Genomic DNA, 19,787 nt, shown 5'->3' with positions numbered 1-19,787 from the left:
GGACGCATGCCGTACACCACGCGCCTGGCGCCCCGTCTGATCGTCCCCGATCCGGACGCCGCGTCGGCCTTCTACCAGCGCACCCTGGAAGCCGAGCAGGTCTTCCGCGGCCCGGCGGGCGACGACGGCCGCCCGGTCGTCATCGAGCTGCGCGCGGGCGCCTCGTCGTTCCGCGTCTCCCCGTCGGTGGCCGCGTGGGGCTGGTCGCCCCCGGCGGAGGACGGCACCCCGCCCGTCCTCATCGAGATCGAGACCGAGGACCCCGACGCCGTCGCGTCCCGCATGACGACCCACGGCGCCGAGACCGTCGTCCCCATCGAGAACCGCCCCTACGGCAAACGCTCCGGCCGCATCCGCGACCCGTACGGCCACCTCTGGATCATCACCGGCCCCCTCCGCTGAGCTGAGGTGGTCGGGTCGCCGAAAAGTGCGCGGACCGCGTTCGGCGTGTGATCGAATGTGTCGATCCTGTCAACGGAGTGGTCAGTCGGGAGAAAGACGTGCCGGAGCCTTCAGCGGACACGATCACCACGCAGGTTCGGCATGTCCGTGCCGCGCTGCTGGAAAACTACTCCGGCCTGATCTTCGATGAGGATCTGCGCGGCTACGACCCGCGGGGGCGTGAACAGCGTTTCCTCTCCCGTGCCCTCGCCGCTGAAGCGATCCGGATCGCGACCGGTTGCGACTACGAGGCCGCGGCAGCGTCGGTGATCGACGGGGAGCGTGACCAGGGCATCGACGCGATCGCCGTCGGGGACAGCGGACCCGAGGTCGTGCTGGTCCAAGCCAAGTGGAGCGATGTCGGGAACGCCCGCCTCGACCGCGCCACCGCGCAGGCGCTCGCGGAGGGACTGCGGGCGATCGACAGCCGGCAGTTCGAACGCTTCAACGACCGTCTCACGCCGTTGCGTCCTCAGCTGGACGCGGCGATGGGTGACGCTCGTCTCCACATCACGTTGGTCTTGGCCGTGATGGGCCCCGCGAGCCTGGGCGAGGGCGCCAAGGACGTCATCGACACCTTGGTAAATGAGGCGAACCACAACGGGCCACTGCTGCGCCGAGAAGTGCTCGGCGCGGCCGACTTCCACCGTCGTCTGCGCCGTGACCTCGCGCCGGACCCTGTCGACGTCAGCGTCACCATGCGCGACTGGCTCCGTAAGACCGAGCCCTTCGACGCGTGGCAGGGCACGGTCGCGATCAGAGAGGTGGCGCGATGGTACGACGAGCATCGGGACGACCTCTACGAGCAGAATGTTCGCAAGTCGCTCGGCATCACGCGGATCAACACCGGCATCAAGGAAACGCTCCTCAAGGAGCCCGACAATTTCTGGTACTTCAACAACGGCATCACTGTCCTCTGCACCGAGATCGAGCCCCACTTCCTCGGCCGACGCAAGGGAGATGAGCCGGTCGAGCTGAGGCTCACGGGCGTCAGCGTCGTCAACGGTGCCCAGACCGTCACGGCGATCCACGAGGCGATGCGGCAGAACTCGGACGTGGCCGAGGACGCCGACGTCACTGTTCGTGTCTTCTCCCTCGGCGACGACCGCGAACGCTATGCGGCCCGCATCACCGAGACCACCAACACCCAGAACGACGTCTCTCGCCGCGACTTCATCGCGCTCGACCCCGTCCAGGCCGAGATCCGTGAGGACTTCTTGCTGTCCGGCCTCGGCAAGTACACCTACAAGCGCGGTGAGGCCGAACCCGGCTCCGACTCGGGCTGTTCGGTCGAACAGGCCGCCGTCGCCCTCGCCTGTGCCCACCGCACCCCCGAGCTGGCGGTACGAGCGAACCAGGACGTTGAGACGTTGTGGGAACGCGGTGCGCGAGGCGCCTACACTCGCCTGTTCAAAGAAGGTCCCAGCGCGCACCGCATCTGGCGTGCTGTCCAGGTCCGCCGCGAGGTGGGCAAAGCGCTGGAGATCGAGCGCAAGGAGCTGCACGGGCGCGCCGCCGAGATCGCACGACGCGGCGAGCTACTGGTCGTCCACCTGGTGTTCCAATGCCTCGATCAGGACGAGATGGACGACCCGGCGGCGAACTGGGACGCCGCCCTTGCCCGCGTCCCGGAGCTGACCGCCCGCAATTCGGCATGGCTGGTCCACCACCTCGACGCCACGTTCGGTGAGAAATCGCTGCTCGGCAGCACGTTCAACGACGAGACCCGATGCCGCACACTCGCGCGTGCCGTGCTCGCCGACGTGGAACGCGGTGCCGTCATTCCGGTGCTGCCCGCCGATTACCGGCCTCCCGCGCGCGGCACACGCACGTCGCGGCGTCCTAACACGGTTCCGACACTGGTCAATTCCGGCCGTATTCCGGACGGAACTCTCCTGCGCTATGTCTCACAGGGCGACGCCGAGACGGAAGCCGTCCAGCCATGGCTCGACGAGGACCCACGCCGTGCCACGGCCACGTGGGTCAACGACCGCGTCCGGTGCCTGCTGTGGGGATATGACGAGCAGGTGTACTCGGCCAGCGGCCTGGTGCAACGCATCTGGGAGCTCGCGGAGTACGAGAGCGCCCCGGTATCCGTCCAGGGCCCGCGCCGTTGGCTGCTGTCCGACGGAGCATCACTCTGGGATCGCGCGCTCCAGATCTACGCCGAGGAAGAGGAGGCGGGGTGAGCTCGGGGATGTGTCACCCGCGGGCTACATGCCACCGGGCCCGGTCAAGAAAGGCCGCGGCCTCGCGCGTTCGCTCGCCGACGACGACGTGGTCGTCGTAGAGATCGTCGAACACTGCCACCGCGGCGGCAGTGTCGCCGTCGGGAGGCGAGCAGGAGGCCGATGCTGCGCCGGATCTCGAGTGACAGTTCACCGGCGTCGCCATGGGCCGCGATGGCGTCGGCCAGATCGTCGAACTCGGGCATCGCGGCGCGAGCATCCCACCGACCTACCGGGTTGGCGCCAGCCGCCGATAGGCGCCCAAGACCTCTGGGCTCTCCGCGCCAAGGCGCGCGGTCACACGGCCGATGGCAAGAGCAACACGTCGGTGACCTGGGTGAAGCGCTCGTTTTCGGAAAGCCGCAGCGCGCACGATCGCCACGGCGACGTTCTTCCCGGTGCCGACGGCGGTGACGGCCGGGGCCGGCTCGCGATGTCGCGGGGCGAGACCACGCGGCGTGTTCGGGCGCCGATACAGCAGTGTCGGGCGGACATGGCCGGGTCGGTACCGAGGCCGGGGGTGGCGGCGACACGCCGGGGAGGTAGGGGAGCCCTTCGTGAACGGTGTAGGCGTCTTCCGGCCGCTGCGCGGGCCTTTTGCCGAGCAGGTCCAAGACTGGTGCCTCCAGTCTCTGGCCGTCCGGTCTGCTTCACCGGCACACTTCTCGGCCTCACCCGGGTCGAGGCCGCCGCCCGTATCGCGGTACTCGGCGCCGACACCGCCACCGGCGTCTCCAGCAAGGTCGACCTCGTCCGTCGCCGGAGACGTCAAGCCGTATCAGATGGCTCTGGGCGCGGTGCGGATTTCCCCGGGCGTCGGTCCGGCGCAGAAGCCGCGTGTCCGTGACATTCGTCTGGGCCATCCCTGCTGATGCGCGGCCGTGACGAGTCGAATGAGCAGGTGGCGAACAGCGGTCGAACTCGAAGGAGTCAGGCGCGATCCTGTCCTTCGGTCTGAGGTGACGCCGTGGGTGGCGGATTCGTCAGGCGGTTGGGGGAGTCCTGGGCGGGGCGGGGGCGAAGGTGCCTCGGAGGAGGGTGCGGAAGGCTTCGGCGGTGCCTTCTGCGGTGGTGTCGCCGGTGGCCAGGCGGCGGAGGGCCAGGCCGTAGAAGAGGGCGACGATCGCCGGGGCGTGGCGGGCCGGGTCGGGGACGTCCAGGGCGGTGAGGACGGCTTCGGCGAGGCGGTCGTAGGCGGCGATGGAGCGCGTCGACGTCTCGCGGACCTCGGGGTCGCGGGTGGCGTGCAGGTGGAGTTCGAGGTTCGCGATCTGCTCGGGGCCCGTCGCGAAGTCCAGGACGGCCTTCTCGACCTCGTCGGCGGCGCGCTCGGGGTCGTGGGCGGTGTCGCGGAGGGTGAGGACGCGGGCCCGGATGCGCTCGATCTCGGTGTCGACGTAGGTCTGGAGGGATTCGCGGAGAAGGTCCTGCTGGGACGGGAAGTGGTAGGTCAGCGAACCCAGCGAGACGCCCGCCGCCTTGGCGACGGCGCGGTTCGTCACCGCGCCGAGGCCCTGTTCGCCGATGAGGCGCAGGGTGGCGGCGAGGATGCGGTCACGGGGTGCGGTCACGCTGTGCAGTCTTCCATCCGGCGCCCGGGAGACCTATCGTTCGTACGAACGAACGATAGCGTGGGACGGGTGGAGATGCACGAGCTGGGACTGGCGGCACAGGTCGAGATGGCGGCGCGGGGGGAGGTGTCCTCGCGGGAGCTGGTGCTGGCGTCGCTGGAACGGATCGAGGCGTGCGCGCACCTCGGCGCGTTCCGCGTCGTGCGGGAGGCGGCGCTGAAGGAGGCCGACGAGGCGGACGCCCGGCTGCGCGACGGCGAGCGCCGCGCGCTGCTCGGCGTCCCGGTCGCCATCAAGGACGACACCGACATCGCGGGCGAGACCACCCCGTTCGCCGTCCAGGCCGAGCACGCGCCCGCCGAACGCGACGCCGAGATCGTCCGGAAGCTCCGCGACGCGGGCGCGATCATCGTTGGCAAGACCACGACGTGCGAGGTCGGCCTGTGGCCGTTCAGCGAGTCGCCCGGCTACGGCAGCGCCCGCAACCCGTGGAACCCCGCGCATACGCCCGGCGGGTCGTCGGGCGGATCGTCGGCGGCCGTCGCCGCGCAGATGGTGCCCGCCGCGATCGGCTCCGACGGCGCGGGCTCGATCCGCATCCCGGCCGCCTGGACGGACCTGGTCGGCATCAAGCCGCAGCGCGGCCGCGTCTCGGGCCACCCGCGCACCGACCCGTTCTACGGCATCACCGTCTGGGGCCCCATCGCCCGCAGCGTCGAGGACGCGGCGCTACTGCTCGACGCCGTCACCGGCAGCCACCCCGAGGACGCCTACCGGCTCGACCCGCCGATCACCCCGTTCGCCGCCGCCGCCCGCCGCGACCCGGGCCGCCTGCGCGTCGCCGTCTCGTTCCGCACCGCGTTCGGCGTCAGCGGGAGGCTGGACCCGCAGATCCGCCGGGCGGTCGAGCGGATCGCCCGCCGCCTCACCGACCTCGGCCACAGCGTGTTCCCCGCCGACCCCGACTACGGCCTGGTCGGGCTCGGCCTGATCCCGCGCGGCACCACCGGCGCCGCCGACTGGATCGACGGCATGACCGGCGCCCGCCCCGAGGCCCGCACCGTCACCGAGGCGCGCATCGGCCGCGTCGTCGGCCGCCGCCTGCTGCCGCTCGCCCGCCGCATGGACCCGGCGCTGCGGCACCGCGCCGGCAAGATCTTCCGGTACGCCGACGTCGTGCTCACCCCCGCGACCGCGCAGCTTCCGCTGAAGGTCGGCGCGTTCGACGGCGCGAACTACCGCCGCACCCAGTCCGGCGTCGCCGCCGCCTGCCCGTACGGCTGGCCGTGGAACGTCCTCGGCTGGCCCGGGATGAGCGTCCCGGCCGGGTTCAGCGCGGACGGGCTGCCGATCGGCGCGCAGCTCCTCGGCCCCGACTCCGGCGAGGCGACGCTGATCGCGCTCGCCGCGCAACTGGAGGCCCTGGAGGGCTGGGCCGACCGGCATCCGCCCGAGACGGCTCAGTAGCCCGAACCGGTGAGCAGGCCGCCGTCGACCTGCACCTCGCTGCCGGTGCAGTACGACGCCTCGTCCGACGCCAGGTAGACGACGAGCCCGGACACCTCCCGGCTGCGGCCGAGCCGCCGCAGCGGGAGGCCCTGGATCAGCGCCTCGGCGGCGGGCGCGGTCGCCTCGATGACGTCGTCCTGCATCGCCAGCGGCGTGATGATCCCGCCGGGATGGAGGGAGTTGACGCGGATGCCGTGCACGCCGAGTTCGCGCGCGGCCGACTTGGTGAGCCCCCGCACGCCGAACTTGCTGGCGCTGTAGGCGGCGAGCCCGGCCGCGCCGACGAACCCCTCGGTGGACGACACGTTGACGATCGACCCGCCGCCCGCGTCGCGCAGCGCGGGCGTGACGGACTTGATCCCGAGCCACTGCCCGACGAGGTTGACGTCGAGGATGCGCCGGAACTCGTCCAGGTCCATGTCCTCGATCTGCTTGTGCCGCAGGATGCCCGCGTTGTTCACCAGGACGTGCAGCGCGCCGAACGTGCCGACGGCCGTCTGGACGGCCGTGGCCCAGTCGTCGGGCGACGTCACGTCCATCGGGACGAACCGGACGTCGTCACCGAGGTCGGCGGCGAGCGCGCCGCCCTCGTCGGTGAGCACGTCGCCGAACACGACCTTGGCCCCCTCGGCGACGAATCGCCGCACGTGGGCCTTGCCCATGCCGCGCGCCCCGCCCGTGATGAGGGCGACCTTGCCGTCAAGCTGTCCCATCGGTGCTCCCTGCCGCGTGTCGCTGGATCGCGGCCACCGCGACGGCGGCGGCCTCCATGGTCCGGTAGACGGGGACGCCCGCGTCCCGCGCCGCCGCCCGTACCGCGCCCTTCACCCCGTCCGGCGCGCACTCGGCGTTGCGCAGCACGAGCCACACCCGCGCCGCCACCGCCCGCCGCAACGCCCCGAGCGCTTGCGCGTACGCGTGCAGCGGATCGAAGCCGTCCCCGAACGCCGCGTAGCTCTGCACGTTGACGTGCGCCACGATGTCCGGATACGTCCGCTCGGCGAGGATCGCGCGCACGGCGCGCCCGGCGAGCGCCGGGTCGGCCCGCGGCCCGAGCGGGATCTCCAGCGGATTGGCGAGCGAACTCCCCGCCCCCAGCCCGAGCCCCCGCAGCACCGGCAGCACGGCATCGGGCAACCCGGGCAGCTCCAGCCCCGCGTCATCGAGGACATCGGCGGCGAGCACCCCGGCACCCCCGCTCGGCCCGATCACGAGCACCCCCCGCGCGGCGTGCGGTGCTCGCTCGCGCCGTGCCGCGTGCAGGTCGAAGGCATCCAGGACGCCGATGAGGTCGTCCTGGCTCGTGACGAGGGCGGCTCCCGCCTGGGCGGCGAGGGCGGGCCAGACGCGGGCGTCGCCGACCATGCCGCCGGTGTGGGAGGCGGCGGCGCGGCGGCCGCGCGCGGACCGGCCGCCGACGAGCAGCGCGACGGGCTTGCTCGTCGCCGCGATCGCGTCGTACAGGGCGCGGCCGTCGCGCGGGCCTTCCAGGTAGAGGCCGACGGCGCTGACGCCGGGGTCGGCGGCCAGGTGGCGGACGAGTTCGGCGGGCGCGACGTCGGCGCTGTTGCCGACCGTGGCGACCTTCGCGAACCGGAGCCCGCGCCCCTCACCGACGCGGACGACCTCCCCGGCGAGCCCCCCGCTCTGCGACACCAGCGCGATCCGCCCGGGGAGCCCGGGCCGCCCGCCGAGGAACGTCTGGCCTCCGGCGGGGGAGTAGACCCCGAGGCAGTTCGGACCGAGCAGACGGCATCCGGCCTCGCGCGCGGCCGCCACGAGTTCCGCTTCGAGGTCCGGCCGTCCCGTCTCGGCGAACCCGCTGCTCATCACCTGCACGAACGGGACGCCCCGCGCCTCCCGGACGACGGCGGCGCACCGGTCGGCGGGCACGGCGACGAGCGCGTAGTCCGCGTCGGCGTCCGCGAGCGACGGCACGCACGGCACGCCGTCGATCTCGGACGCGGTGGGATGCACCGCCACGAGCCGCCCGGAGAAGACGTCCCGGTAGAAGCCGAGGAACATGTTCCCGAAGTTCGGCTTCCGCGCCGACGCGCCCACGACCGCGATCCCGCGCGGCGCGAACAGCCGGTCGAAACCGGCGTCGCCGGGCGCGGGCGGCGGAGCCGGGGGAGCGTCGGCGTCGATCCGCCGGGCGTCCACCGCGATCGCGCCGGACCCCGTGACGATCACCGGGTTCAGCTCGAACTCGCCGAGCCGGTCGCCCAGCGCCTCGACGGCACCGCCCGCGCCGCCGATCGTCAGGATCAGCTTCACGAGCGCGTCGAGATCGACGTCCTGACCCCGGTATCCGTCCAGCAGCGGCGCTCCGCGCAGTTCGCGCAGCATCTCGCGCACGTCCGCCTCGGTGACCGGGCACAGCCGCAGCGCCGTGTCGTCCAGCGCCTCGGCGAAGATCCCGCCGAGCCCCGCGAGCAGCACGGGCCCGAACACCGGGTCGCGGACCGCGCCGACGATGACCTCCAGCCCCGCCTCGGCCTGCTCCTCGACGAGGAAACCGTCCGGGACGACGCCCTCGCTCGCGATCTCCCGGTGCATCTCGATCGTGGCGGCGGCGGCCGACCCGGCGGAGGCCAGGCCGAGCCGGACGCCGCCGACGCCGGTCTTGTGCAGCAGCCCGGGCCCATATGCCTTCACCACCAGCGGCGGCGTCAGCGCGGCGGCGGCCCGCTCGATCTCCTCGGGGGTCCGGCCGGTGACGCCGCGCGGCACGCGGACGCCGAACCCCGAGATCCACGCCTTCACCTCGTGCTCGGGCGGATGCGCCATGCGCTCAGCCGGCCGCGTGGGCGTCGCGGATGCCGCGCCGCAGCAGCTTGCCCGGCCCACCCGACGCGTCCTGCATGTGCGGCAGTTCGGCCGTGACGACGACGCGGTCCGGCGCCCGGTGCGGCGGAAGCCGGTCGGCGAGGGCGGCGCGGACGGCGTCGCCGTCCAGGGTCGTCCCCGCGCGGGGCACGACGGCGAGCAGGATCGTCTGCTCCACCGCGTCCGCGCCCTCGGGATGCGCGGGAACGCCCACGGCCCCGGCCTCCGCGACGCCGTCCACCTCGATCGCGGCCTCCTCGACCTGGGCGGGCTGCGACCACCGGCCGTGCTTGAGGATCGCGTCCTCCCGGCGGCCGAGCACGTACACGAACCCGGCGGCGTCCATCCGGCCGAGGTCGCCGCCGACGTACCAGCCGTCGCGCAGCACCCCGGCGGTCTTGTCCGGCTCCCCGTCGTAGCCGGTCATGACGTTCGGCCCGGCCAGGTTGATCTCACCGACCTCGTCCACGACGCGCCGCCCGTCGGGGCCGGTGATCCGCACCGCGCACGACATCCGCGCCCGGCCGGCCGACGCGATCTCCTGGCTGCCGTCGTCCTGGCGGCCGAAGCAGGTGTAGGGCGCCTCGGTCTGCCCGTAGTAGCTGTAGATCGCGGCGCCCGGCAGCCGCTTCATGACCCGTTCGCGCAGGCCGGGCAGCAGCGGCTCGCCGCCGAGGACGATCGACGTCAGCGACGACAGGTCGGCGTCCGCGTGGTCGTCCGAGCCGAGGAGCGCGGCGAAGAAGCTCGGGATGAGGCTGACGTGCGTGACCTTCTCTCGGGGCACCACCCTGAGGAAGTTCGCCGGACCCCAGTCCTGTTCGAGGACGAGCGTCATCCCCGCGTAGAACGCCGGGCCGACCAGCGCGGGGAACCCGATGCCCCAGATGATCGCGCCGGTGCCCATGACCGAGCCGGGGTCGCGGTCGACCTCCAGCCAGATCTGCGCGCTGGCGAGGGCGCTCGCGTGCGTGTGCCGGACGGCCTTGGGCAGGCCCGTCGTGCCGGAGGTGTAGAAGAGGGCGAGCAGGTCGTCGCCGGAGCCGCCGAGCGGGGGTTCGTCCTCGCTCGCGGTCGCCGCGAGGGCGTCCACGTCGAGCGCGCCGTCCGCCGCGCCGCCGACGCGCAGCCAGAGCGTGACGCCGGGCAGCGCGGGCCGGATCTCGGCGACGAGCCCGTCCACGGTCGCGTCGTAGACGAACGCGGTGCAGCCGGATTTCTCCACCACCTGCCGGAGCGTGTCGGCGGGCCAGTACGGGTTCAGCGCCGCGACCGTCGAGCCGATCTTCATCTGCGCGAGGTACGCCTCGGCGACGTGCAGGGTCTCGTTGAGCAGCGACGCGACGCGCGTCCCAGGCCGCACTCCGGCGGCCAGCAGGGCGTGCGCGACGCGGTTCACGCGGCGGTTCAGCTCGTCGTAGGTGAACCGCTGGTCGCCGCAGTAGGTGAGCGCGACCTTGTCGGGCGTGCGCAGGGCGCTCGCGGTGAGGACGGCGTAGGCGTAGTTGCTGAAGGGGGAGTGGTGTCGCGCCACGGCTCGGCTCCTTGCGGGCGGACGGCTACGCGCGGGCCGCGTAGATCACGAACGGGTGCCCGGCCGGGTCGCGCAGCACGGCGCGGACCTCGTGCGGGCCTTCGTCGGGGCCGCGCACCAGCTCGGCGCCGGCGGCGGTGAGGCGGTCGACGGTCGCGGCGACGTCCTCGACCTTGAACGCGGCGGCGGGGGCGCCGACGACGTCCTCCTCCCGGGCGGCGAGGCCGAGCGTGACGCCGCCGCCGTCGAGGGCGGCGTAGCGGCCGCCGTCCTGGAACTTGACGGGCAGGCCGAGCGCGTCGCGGTAGAACGCGAGCGCGACTTCGAGGTCCTGGGCGGGGTAGAGCACGGTGCCGACGCGGGTCACGGGACGGGCCTCCAGGAGGGGATCGGGCCGAAGCCCGCGCGAACGGGGAAGTGCACCCTGACCCGCTGCCCGATATGCACGGCGCCGGTGACGTCGCCGAAGACGCGGGCGCCCTCGGGCAGGTCGATCCAGGCGAGGGTGTACGGGGTGGCGAAACCGGGGAGGAACGTGCGGTGCACCTCGGTATGGGTGTGCACGATGCCTTCGCCGGAGACGGCCCGGTACGGCAGCTCGGTACCGCCGCAGAACGGGCAGGCCGGTTCGGGGAAGTGGACGATCCGCCCGCAGCCCGCGCAGTGCTGGAGAGCCAGCTCACCGGAGCGGGCGGCCTCCCAGTACGGGGCGGTGAGCGGGCCGGGGGCGGGTGCGGGGCGCGGGTCGTCCATCGCTGCCCAACCTAGCGCACGCTTGGTTAGTCGACAAGGGCGTCCCGGGACAGCCGGTCCGCACGCCGCGTGGTCTCCGGAAGGCGGTACTCGGGGGTCAGGCGGAGCGTGAGCGCGCAGGCGGTGTCGAGGTCGATCCGGTGGCCGATCGAGACGAACACCGGCCGCACGCCGGTTCGCGTGCGCAGCGCGGCGCCCACCTCGTCGCCCTCGTGGACGAGCGGCGCGCGGGCGCCGCGCTCGGGGCCGGGCGGCTCGTGCGCGCCGATGAACCCCGTCTTGGCGACGCCGAACGTGGGCAGCCCCGTCAGGACGCCGACGTGGCAGGCCAGCCCGAACCGGCGCGGGTGCGCGAGGCCGTAGCCGTCGCAGACCAGCACGTCCGGGGTGAGGGGGAGGGCGCGCAGCGCGTCCAGCAGCGCGGGCACCTCGCGGAACCCCAGAAGGCCGGGGATGTAGGGGAAGGCGGCCCGCCCCTCCACGACCGACTCGGCGACGACCTCCAGCGTCTCCGCGTCCAGCACGACCACCGCCGCCGCGAGCCGTTCGCTCCCCGGCTCGTACGACACGTCCAGCCCGGCGATCGTCGCGGGAGCGGCATCGCTCCGGGCCGGGAGGGCGCCGCCCGGCGTCTCCGGCCCGGTGGACGTCGTGCGTGCGGCGTCCGGGGCCGTCGCGCGGGCGGTGCCGGGGAGGTCGAGGCGCGCGCGCAGGGCGTCCTGGACGGCCTCCGCCTCGGTGGGGGTGCGGGGCCAGGGGCCGAGGTCGGGGAGGTCCATGGGCGCGAGGTTATCGGGACGACTACCCAAGCAAATGCTAGGTCGGTATCGTCGGCGGGGTGGCGATCGAACTGAGCGAACTGGCCCGCCCCGCGCATACCGCGCTGCTCATCATGGAAGTCCAGCGCGGCGTCGCGGGTGACCTGGCCGCCTTCCCCGACCTGGCCCGGATCTGCGCCGAACGCGGCGTCGTCCGCAACACGGCGCGCGCGGCGGACGCCGCACGCGGCGCGGGCGTCCCGGTCGTGCAGTGCACGGCCGCCTTCCGCGCCGACCGCGCGGGGAGCCATGCCGACAACTGCGGATTCATCCGCAACCTGCTGCGCGACCCCGACCACATGCGGGAGGGCACCGGCGCGGTCGAGGTCGTCCCCGAGGTCGCGGCGCCCTCCGACCTGGAAAGCCGCCGCTACCACGGCTTCTCCCCGTTCACCGGCACCTCGCTGGACACGCTCCTGCGCTCGCTCCGCGTCCGGACCGTCGTGGCCGCCGGGCTGTCGCTCAATCTCGGCATCCCGGGCCTCTGCCTGGAGGCGGTCAACCTCGGCTACCGCGTCGTCGTCCTCACCGACGCCGTGGCGGGCATCCCGGCTGACTACGGCGACGCCGTCCTGGCGCACACCGTGAGCCTCCTCGCCACCCGCACGACGAGCGCACAACTGGCGCAGGCGTGGGGCAAGGCGTGACGGGGCTCGACCGGGGCGACGCGGCGCCGGTGAACTCCGCGCGCGCGACGAGCGCGCAACCGGCGCAGACTCGGGGGAAGGCGTGAAGGGGCTCGGGCTGGAGGGGCGGGTCGCCGTGGTCACCGGGGGCGCGGGTGGGATCGGGGCGGCGATCTGCGCGGATCTGGCCGGGCTGGGGGCGCACGTCGTCGTCGCGGACGTGGAGCGCGACGCCGCCGCGGCCGTCGCGGACGGGCTCGGCGGCACGGCCGCCTACGTCGATCTCGGTGACCCGGACGGCATCGACGCCTTCACCGCCGACGTGGGGCCGGTGGACGTGCTCGTCCACAACGCCGGGATCTCGATCGTCGAGCCGTTCACCGAGAGCGACCCCGCGCACTGGGACCTCATGTGGCGGATCAACCTGCGCGCCCCGATGCAGCTCACCCGCGCGCTGCTGCCCGGCATGACGGCGCGCGGCTGGGGACGGCTGGTGTTCGTCTCGTCCGACGGCGCGCGCGCCGGGTCGGGCGGCGAGGGCGCCTACGCCGCCACCAAGGCCGGCCTGTTCGGCCTCGCCAAGACCCTCGCCCGCGAGGCGGCGCGCGGCGGCGTCACCAGCAACGTCGTCTGCCCCGGCCCCACCGACACCCCGATGGTCCGCCGCGTCGCCGAGCGGCACCCGGACCTGCTGGACCGGCTCGCCCGCCAGGTCCCGCTGCGCCGCATCGGCACGCCCGACGACGTGGCGGGCCTCGTCGCGTTCCTGTGCACCGGCCGCGCCGGTTACATCACCGGCCAGACGCTCTCGGTCAGCGGCGGGATCACGATGCAATGACGTCACAGCGACGCGTACGCGGCCTCCGTCAGCCGGTAGGAGCGCAGGTCGCCGGTGAGCTGCTCGCCCATGAGGTTCGGGAGGTAGGCCAGCGCGAGCCCGGCGGCGGGGTCGCCCAGGCCGAGCGAGCCGCCCGCCCCGGCGTGGCCGAACGCCGTGGCGCGGGCTGCCTCGGGCATGTGGAAGACCTCGGCGGGCAGCATGTAGCCGAGCCCGAAGGCGCTGTGGGCGAGCAGCGTGCGGTCCGGCCCCCGGACGTGCGCGCGGACGGCCTCCGCCAGCGTCTCCGGCCGCAGGATGCGCCCCGCGATCAGGTCGCGGTAGAACGCGCCGAAGGCCGCCGCCGTCGTGAGCATCCCCGCCGACGGCCAGCCCGCGCGCAGCACGACGGGGTTGTTGTAGCCGCCCTTGCCGGGGCTCGGGACGTTCAGGGACCGGTTCAGCGCGCTCGCCGGGTCGGTGAACGCCGCGACGAGGCCGCCCAGCGTGGCGTCGTCCACGGGGAGCGTTCCGGCGCCCGGCTCGTTGGTCGCGCCGCGTCCGGCCGAGAGCCGGGCGGCCCGCTCGATCACCGCGTCGGGGGCGCCGATCCACAGGTCGAGACCGCCCGCGAACTCCTGCCGGACGAACTCACCGACCGTCCGGCCGGTGTTCCGGCGGACGATCTCCCCGGCGAGCCAGCCGTGCGTCAGCGCGTGGTAGCCGTGCGCGGTGCCGGGCTCCCACTCGGGCGTCTGCGCGGCGAGCAGCGCGGACGCGGCGGCGGGGTCCGCGACGTCCTGCGCGGTGACGGGCTCGGTGAAGGCGGGCAGCCCGGCCTGGTGGGTGAGGAAGTGCGCGGCCGTCGTGCCGTCCTTGCCGTGCGCGCCGTACTCGGGCCACCAGCCGGTCACCGGCGCGTCCAGGTCGACGGCGCCGCGCTCGGCGGCCAGCAGCGCGGCCGTCGCGGTGACGGCCTTGGTGCAGGAGAACCCGAAGGCGGGGGTGTCGGGCGCCCAGGCGCGGCCGGAGCGCTTGTCGGCGATGCCGCCGTAGAGGTCCACGACGAGCCGCCCGTCCGCGTAGACGGCGATCGCCGCCCCCAGTTCGCGTCCTTCGGCGAACCCCGCCGCGAACGTCTCCCGGACCGCACCGAACGCGGGATCGCAGTAACCCTCGACCGTGGCCATGCCCGCCGTCCTCTCGAAAGGTGTGAAACCGCATCATGCTGGATGAACCGAACAATTGGGGACGGTGGGGTGCCTCCGACGAGCGCGGCACCCTCAACCTGCTCACCCCCGAGGCGGTGCTGGCCGCCGTCGGCTGCGTCCGCGAGGGCCGCGTCCTGGACCTGGCGCTCCCGATCCGCGGCGCGACGTCCTCCCCGGCGCCCACGACGGTCCCGCACCTGCGCGGACGCCCGCTCCCGCAGCACTTCATGTCGGTGGACGGCGGCGACTACGCGGCGGGCACCCGCCCGATCGGCGCGGGCCTGCGCATGGCCGACGACGCGCTGATCGTCACCCCGCACGGCACCACGACGCACCTGGACGCGCTCTGCCACATGTGGACCGGCGACACCCTCTACAACGGCCACCCGGCGGCGCGCGTCCGCTCGTACGGCGCGGGCCGCTGCGGCATCGACAAGGCGGGCCCGATCGTCGCGCGGGGCGTGCTCTTCGACGTCCCGCGCCTGCGCGGCGTGCCCCGCCTGGACGCGGCCGACCGCGTCGAGCCCGCCGACCTGGAGGCGTGCGGCGTGGACCTGCGCCCCGGCGACGCGGCCCTCGTCCGCACGGGCTGGCCCCTGGCCTGGGACGACGGCCCGGACGTCTACTGGTCCGGCCAGCCGGGCCTGTCGGCCGACGCGGGCCGCTGGCTCGCCGCCCGCGACGTCAGCGTCGTGGCCAGTGACAACGCCGCCATCGGCGCCCTGAACGCCCGCCAGTCGGCCGACGAGGACCTCCCCGACGACCTCCACCTCACCCTCCTCTGGCGCCACGGCGTCCATCTGGCCGAGATGCTCCACCTTGAGGCCCTCTCGGCCACCGCCCGCACCGACTTCCTCTTCATCGCGACCCCCCTCCGCATCGAAGGCGGCACCGCCAGCCCCATCACCCCGATCGCCGTCCTCTAGCCGGTCAGGCGCCGGGGTAGGCGCCGCCGCCGTGGGTTCGGTCGAGGGTGTCGTAGTCCGGGGTGTGGCCGCGTTTCAGGATGGCGGGGACGAACTCGACGTCGCGCGGCTTCTTGTACGACGCGATCTCGGTGCGGACGTGGTCGATGACCTGGTCCGCCGTCAGGTCGGCGCCTTCTGCGAGGACCACGAGCGCCTTCGGGGACTGGCCGAAGCGGTCGTCGGGGACGCCGATCACGGCCGCGTCCGCGATGGCCGGGTGGGACTTCAGCGCGCGTTCCACCTCGGCCGGGTAGATGTTCTCGTTCCCCGACTTGATCATGCGCAGGCGGGGGCCGATGAAGGTGAGCGTGCCGTCCGGTTCGCGGCGGCCCAGGTCGCCGGTGTGGTGCCAGCCGCCCGCCGACTTCGCCGCGTTGAGGCCGGGCCGGTTCCAGTAGCCGGAGAAGATCGCGGGACCGCGCGCGCAGATCTCGCCCACCTCGCCGGGCGCCACCTCGGCGCCGGACGGGTCCAGGAGCCGGACGTGGGCCAGCGGCGACGTCCGGCCCGCGCCCCCGGCGCCGCCCATGCCGAGGCCGAGGAACGTCAGCATCCCGCCCACCTCCGTCTGCCCGTAGCCGCCCATCCCGGACGCGCACCACGGGCTGTCGTCGACGGTGATCATGGCGTCCCACGCGGGGGAGCGGGCGACGAAGCGCAGCGACGACAGGTCGTAGGCCCCCTCGCTGTTCGCCGCCACCAGGCCGTCGATCATCGGCCCGAACAGGAACGCCTGCGTGCAGCGCTCCGCCTCGATCAGGCGGCAGACCTCGACCGGCTCGTAGGCGGGGGTGAACACCAGGGTGCCGCCGAGCTGCACCGTGGCGAGCGTGAACATCACCGTGCCGACGTGGAACAGCGGCCCGCACGCGAGGAACGTGAAGCCGTCCTCCATCTGGCGGACGTGCAGCAGCGCCGCGCTGTGCGCGACGAGCGCGGCATGGCTCAGCAGCGCCGCGTTCGGGCGGCCGTCGAACGCGGCCGTGTAGAGCGCCAGGACGGGCGCGTCCGCCGGAACCTCCGCCTCGGGAAGCGGCGCGGCCCCGGCGGCGAACGTCTCGTACTCCTCGCCCGACGCGATCCACCGCGCGTCCCCGCCGCGCCCGCGCGCCTTCCCGACCGCCTCGGACTCCTCGAACACCACGACGGCGGGTGCCAGGTCGTCCAGGACGAACGCCAGCTCGTCCGCGCTCTGCCGCCAGTTCGCCGGGCACAGCACGGCCCCGAGCCGCGCGGCGGCCAGCAGCAGTTCCAGCACCCGGAACGAGTTCTGCCCGAGCCACAGCACCCGGTCGCCCGCGCCCACGCCGGACGCCGCGAGCGCACCGGCGAGCCGCGCGACGCGGTCGTCCAGCTCGGGCCAGGTGAGGCGGACGTCGCCGTCCACGACGGCGGTGCCGAGCGGGCGGCCGCGCCGGTGCTCGGCCAGGACGTCTGCGAGAGTGAGCCGGTGGACGGACATCGCGCCTCCTCGGGCGGGTACTGCGGGGGGTGTCAGCGGAACGCGGGCATGACCTCGGCGGCGAAGAAGCGGAGCACCCGGCGCATCTCGTCCAGCGGCAGCGGACGTGTCGAGCCGAAGTCGCACATGAGGTTCGTGAACCCCATCTCCCGGATCGCCGCGATCTGCCCGATGACGCGTTCGGGGTCACCGATGACCTCCAGCTGGTTCCAGCGGAACTCGTTGTCGACCGAGCCGCCCTTGAGGTAGCGGTCCTGGTAGAACTCGAAGCCCTTGGCGGCCCTGCCGGTCGCCGGGTCGATCGGCGCGCTGGCCGCGTTGAAGATCCGCGACCGGTCGAAGCCCGCCTCGAACCGGGCCTGGTCGGCGCGGGCCTGCTCGGCGGTCGGCGCCACGTACACCGACCGGCTCGCGACCAGTTCGGCCCCGGCGGTGTCGACGCCGTGCGCGGCGGCCGTCGCGTGCCACGTCCGCGCGGCCTCGGCGATCTTCTTGAACGGCGCGGCGGGGTCCGCGAGGATCGGGAGCCCGCGCGCCGCGTAGCGCTCGACGGTCTCGGGGCTGACGGCGGCGACGTGCAGCGGCGGGTGCGGGCGCTGCACCGGCTTGGGCATGAGCGTCAGCGGGTGCGTCGTCTTGTGGAAGCGGCCCTTGTACTCGAACGGCTCCTGCGTCCACAGCCCGACGATCATGTCGAGGCACTCGTCGAACCGGTCGCGGGCCTCGGCGAGGTCGAGCCCGAAGTTCTCGAACTCGGCGCTCTGGTAGCCGCGCCCGATGCCGAGCTGGAGCCGGCCGCCCGACAGCAGGTCCACCATCGCGGCCTCCTCGGCCACGTGGATCGGGTTGTGCAGGGGCAGGACGACGATGCCGGTGCCGAGCCGCAGCCGCTCGGTGCGGGCGGCGAGGTTCGACAGCAGCGTGAAGACGTTGGGCACGACGCCGTAGTCCCGGAAGTGGTGCTCGGCGATCCACACGCCGTCGAACCCGAGTTCTTCCAGCAGCTCGACGACTTCGAGCTGGTAGTCGTACACCTCCCGGGCGGTCTGCCCGGCGAACTGGTGGAACAGGTGGAAGGTCGAGAACTTCACGTGCACGGCTCCTTCTCCAGCGGACGGCCCGGCGAGCGCGCCGCGCCACGCCGGCGTACGACGCCGCGCCCATTCTGACGTACCAAGCGCTCGCTTGGGAAGGGATCGCCCGCACGGCTCGGTACGGTGAGCGCATGAGCAGCGGATTCAGGCACGTGGTGATGTTCGTGTGGGCCGAGGGGACGACGGTCGCGCAGCAGGAGGAGGTGGCGGCCAAGCTCGCGGAACTTCCCGGGCAGATCCCGCAGATCGCCGCGTACAGCACCGGCATCGACGCGGGCGTCAACCCGAACACCTGGGACTTCGTCGTCGTGGCCGACTTCGCCGACCGGGACGCCTACCTCGTCTACCGCGACCACCCGGCCCACCGCGACGTCATCGACGCCTACATCACGCCGATCGCCGCGCAGCGCGCCTCGGTCCAGTACGACACCTAGCAAGCGCTTGTCTAAGACGACTCCGGCGGGTTAGCGTCGGCGGACACCGCCCGCCGGGGTCGGATCGCGCCCCCTCCCCGGCGGGCGGCCCGCACCACCGGCACGGTGAGGGAGACGCGATGACGGGACGGCAGGGCTTCTCCGGACGGGCGGCCGTCGCCGGGGTCGGCATGACGACGCCCACGCGCGCCTCCGGCGTCACCGTCCCGGTGCTCGCCGCCCGCGCCTGCCGGGCCGCGCTCGACGACGCGGGCCTCGACCGTCCCGACGCGATCCTCACCTACCACCTCGGCGACGGCGCGCCCGTCCCGTACGTCGCCCGCGAACTCGGCCTGGACGACCTGGGCTGGCACAACGAGATCTCCGGCGGCGGCAGCCAGTGCGCCTCGATCCTCGGTGACGCCGCGATGCTGGTGGACGCCGGGATCGCCCGGTCCGTCCTGGTCTACCGGGCGCTGAACGGCCGCTCGGGACACCGCGTCACCACCACCGGCCTCCGCCTGGGGGAGGGCACCGAGGAAGAGTTCACCCGCCCCTACGGCCTGGCCGGGCCCGTCCACCAGTTCGCCCTCGCCGCCCAGCGGTACCTGCACGACACCCTCCTCACGGAGGAGCACACCCATGCCGTGGTCGCACAGTCGCGCGAGCACGCCGCCGCCAACCCGCGCGCGCTGCGCCGCGACCCCCTCCTCTTGGAGGACTACCGCGCCGAGCCGATGGTCGCCTCACCCGTGCGCCGCGCCGACTGCTGCCAGGAGACCGACGCCGCCTGCGCGCTCGTCGTCACCCGCGCGCAGGACGCCCCGGACGCGCCGCGCGTCCACGCCGTCGTGCGCGGCGGCGCGCCGAACCGGATGGACCGCACCGACGACGTCACCCGCGTGTTCTCCGCGCACGTCGCCGCGCCGCTCTACGCGGCGGCCGGGATGCGTCCCGCCGACGTGCGGCTCGCGCTGCTCTACGACGCCTACTCCTGGCTCGTCCCGCGCCAGCTCGAAGACTTCGGCCTGGTGGAACGCCCCGACCTGGGCGGATTCCTGCTCGCGCGCGGCCACGCGGCCGCAGGGGAGGTCCCGGTGAACCCGCACGGCGGGCTGCTGTCCGAGGGCTACGTGCACGGCCTCAACAACGTCGCCGAGGCCGTCCGCCAGCTTCGCGGCGCGGGGACGAACCCGACCGGAGCGGACGTCGCGCTGTGCACCGGCTTCGGCGGCGGCCACGGCGCCGCCGCCCTGCTCACCGCCCCCTGAGCGGCGCTCACCCCGCCGCCCGCACCTGCATGATCGAGTCGCGCAGCGCCTGCGGCTGCGCGGCCTCCAGCAGCCGGGAACCGCCGCCCAGCGGCACCATCGCCCACCACGAACCCGTCGCCCTGCCGTACCAGACGCGCACCCCGGGGAACTGTTCCTGCAACCCCCGCACCGTCGCCGCCTGCGCGGCGGGCGAGGGCTCCTCCTGACTCGCGGCGCCACGTTGTACCGTCATGCCGCCT

Annotated in this window: 19 protein-coding genes; 8 read left to right on the top strand and 11 right to left on the bottom strand. The window is 73.7% G+C overall.

Annotated elements, in window-relative coordinates:
* Positions 1 to 6 precede the first annotated feature (6 nt).
* Positions 7 to 402, top strand: a complete 396-nt coding sequence (locus tag C229_RS0111385; RefSeq protein ID WP_018655204.1) for a VOC family protein — start codon at positions 7 to 9, stop codon at positions 400 to 402.
* Positions 403 to 449: 47 nt separating this feature from the next.
* Complete coding sequence (locus tag C229_RS0111380; RefSeq protein WP_205624463.1) at positions 450 to 2,630, top strand: AIPR family protein; 2,181 nt, start codon at positions 450 to 452, stop codon at positions 2,628 to 2,630.
* A gap of 1,022 nt (positions 2,631 to 3,652) precedes the next feature.
* Here the strand turns inward: C229_RS0111380 and C229_RS30225 are convergent.
* Positions 3,653 to 4,240, bottom strand: a complete 588-nt coding sequence (locus C229_RS30225) for a TetR/AcrR family transcriptional regulator (RefSeq protein WP_018655202.1) — start codon at positions 4,238 to 4,240, stop codon at positions 3,653 to 3,655.
* Between the two features lie 75 nt (positions 4,241 to 4,315).
* Between C229_RS30225 and C229_RS0111370 the strand changes: the two genes are divergently transcribed.
* Positions 4,316 to 5,707: an amidase gene (locus C229_RS0111370; RefSeq protein ID WP_033424296.1), complete on the top strand. Its 1,392-nt coding sequence runs from the start codon at positions 4,316 to 4,318 to the stop codon at positions 5,705 to 5,707.
* Here the strand turns inward: C229_RS0111370 and C229_RS0111365 are convergent.
* From C229_RS0111365 to nfi, 6 genes are read right to left on the bottom strand one after another with little or no spacing between them, the layout of a single operon-like run.
* The gene (locus tag C229_RS0111365; RefSeq protein WP_018655200.1) at positions 5,701 to 6,462 is read right to left on the bottom strand and encodes a glucose 1-dehydrogenase; all 762 of its coding nucleotides are present in this window, start codon (positions 6,460 to 6,462) and stop codon (positions 5,701 to 5,703) included. The genes C229_RS0111370 and C229_RS0111365 overlap by 7 nt on opposite strands.
* Positions 6,449 to 8,539 carry an acetate--CoA ligase family protein gene (locus C229_RS0111360; RefSeq protein ID WP_018655199.1) on the bottom strand — a complete coding sequence of 697 codons (2,091 nt, stop codon included), beginning with the start codon at positions 8,537 to 8,539 and terminating at the stop codon, positions 6,449 to 6,451. Before C229_RS0111360 ends, C229_RS0111365 begins: the two co-directional genes overlap by 14 nt.
* Positions 8,540 to 8,543: 4 nt before the next feature.
* Positions 8,544 to 10,112, bottom strand: coding sequence for a class I adenylate-forming enzyme family protein (locus C229_RS0111355; protein WP_018655198.1), 1,569 nt, complete (start codon positions 10,110 to 10,112; stop codon positions 8,544 to 8,546).
* A gap of 25 nt (positions 10,113 to 10,137) precedes the next feature.
* Positions 10,138 to 10,479, bottom strand: coding sequence for a VOC family protein (locus C229_RS0111350; RefSeq protein WP_018655197.1), 342 nt, complete (start codon positions 10,477 to 10,479; stop codon positions 10,138 to 10,140).
* Entirely contained in the window at positions 10,476 to 10,865 is a 390-nt protein-coding gene (locus C229_RS0111345) for a Zn-ribbon domain-containing OB-fold protein (RefSeq protein ID WP_018655196.1), read from the bottom strand. Before C229_RS0111345 ends, C229_RS0111350 begins: the two co-directional genes overlap by 4 nt.
* Positions 10,866 to 10,891: 26 nt before the next feature.
* Entirely contained in the window at positions 10,892 to 11,644 is a 753-nt protein-coding gene (gene nfi, locus C229_RS0111340) for a deoxyribonuclease V (protein ID WP_018655195.1), read from the bottom strand.
* A 59-nt stretch (positions 11,645 to 11,703) separates the two neighbouring features.
* Here nfi and C229_RS0111335 point away from each other — a divergent pair, with 59 nt between their 5' ends.
* Together C229_RS0111335 and C229_RS0111330 are read left to right on the top strand one after the other, a co-directional pair.
* The gene (locus tag C229_RS0111335; protein WP_018655194.1) at positions 11,704 to 12,330 is read left to right on the top strand and encodes a cysteine hydrolase family protein; all 627 of its coding nucleotides are present in this window, start codon (positions 11,704 to 11,706) and stop codon (positions 12,328 to 12,330) included.
* A gap of 82 nt (positions 12,331 to 12,412) precedes the next feature.
* The gene (locus C229_RS0111330) at positions 12,413 to 13,147 is read left to right on the top strand and encodes an SDR family NAD(P)-dependent oxidoreductase (RefSeq protein WP_018655193.1); all 735 of its coding nucleotides are present in this window, start codon (positions 12,413 to 12,415) and stop codon (positions 13,145 to 13,147) included.
* 2 nt (positions 13,148 to 13,149) lie between these two features.
* Here C229_RS0111330 and C229_RS0111325 read toward each other — a convergent pair whose 3' ends face one another.
* A complete protein-coding gene (locus C229_RS0111325; protein WP_018655192.1) occupies positions 13,150 to 14,316 on the bottom strand; it encodes a serine hydrolase domain-containing protein in 1,167 nt (388 codons plus the stop codon).
* Between the two features lie 35 nt (positions 14,317 to 14,351).
* Here C229_RS0111325 and C229_RS0111320 point away from each other — a divergent pair, with 35 nt between their 5' ends.
* Positions 14,352 to 15,263: a cyclase family protein gene (locus tag C229_RS0111320; protein WP_018655191.1), complete on the top strand. Its 912-nt coding sequence runs from the start codon at positions 14,352 to 14,354 to the stop codon at positions 15,261 to 15,263.
* 4 nt (positions 15,264 to 15,267) lie between these two features.
* On the opposite strand, the gene C229_RS0111315 is transcribed toward C229_RS0111320, so the two are convergent.
* The gene (locus C229_RS0111315; protein ID WP_018655190.1) at positions 15,268 to 16,767 is read right to left on the bottom strand and encodes an AMP-binding protein; all 1,500 of its coding nucleotides are present in this window, start codon (positions 16,765 to 16,767) and stop codon (positions 15,268 to 15,270) included.
* A 32-nt stretch (positions 16,768 to 16,799) separates the two neighbouring features.
* Entirely contained in the window at positions 16,800 to 17,858 is a 1,059-nt protein-coding gene (locus C229_RS0111310; RefSeq protein ID WP_018655189.1) for an LLM class flavin-dependent oxidoreductase, read from the bottom strand.
* A 134-nt stretch (positions 17,859 to 17,992) separates the two neighbouring features.
* Between C229_RS0111310 and C229_RS0111305 the strand changes: the two genes are divergently transcribed.
* Entirely contained in the window at positions 17,993 to 18,295 is a 303-nt protein-coding gene (locus tag C229_RS0111305) for a Dabb family protein (protein WP_033424232.1), read from the top strand.
* A 119-nt stretch (positions 18,296 to 18,414) separates the two neighbouring features.
* On the top strand, positions 18,415 to 19,545 hold the full coding sequence (locus C229_RS0111300; protein ID WP_018655187.1) for a thiolase C-terminal domain-containing protein: 1,131 nt from the start codon (positions 18,415 to 18,417) through the stop codon (positions 19,543 to 19,545).
* 7 nt (positions 19,546 to 19,552) lie between these two features.
* On the opposite strand, the gene C229_RS0111295 is transcribed toward C229_RS0111300, so the two are convergent.
* A complete protein-coding gene (locus C229_RS0111295) occupies positions 19,553 to 19,780 on the bottom strand; it encodes a hypothetical protein (protein WP_018655186.1) in 228 nt (75 codons plus the stop codon).
* Positions 19,781 to 19,787: the final 7 nt, after the last annotated feature.

This window comes from Actinomadura flavalba DSM 45200, from assembly GCF_000374305.1.
GTDB classification, from domain to species: domain Bacteria; phylum Actinomycetota; class Actinomycetes; order Streptosporangiales; family Streptosporangiaceae; genus Spirillospora; species Spirillospora flavalba.
Note: the sequence above shows the minus strand (reverse complement) of the source record. Positions and strands in the feature narration are given on the sequence as shown.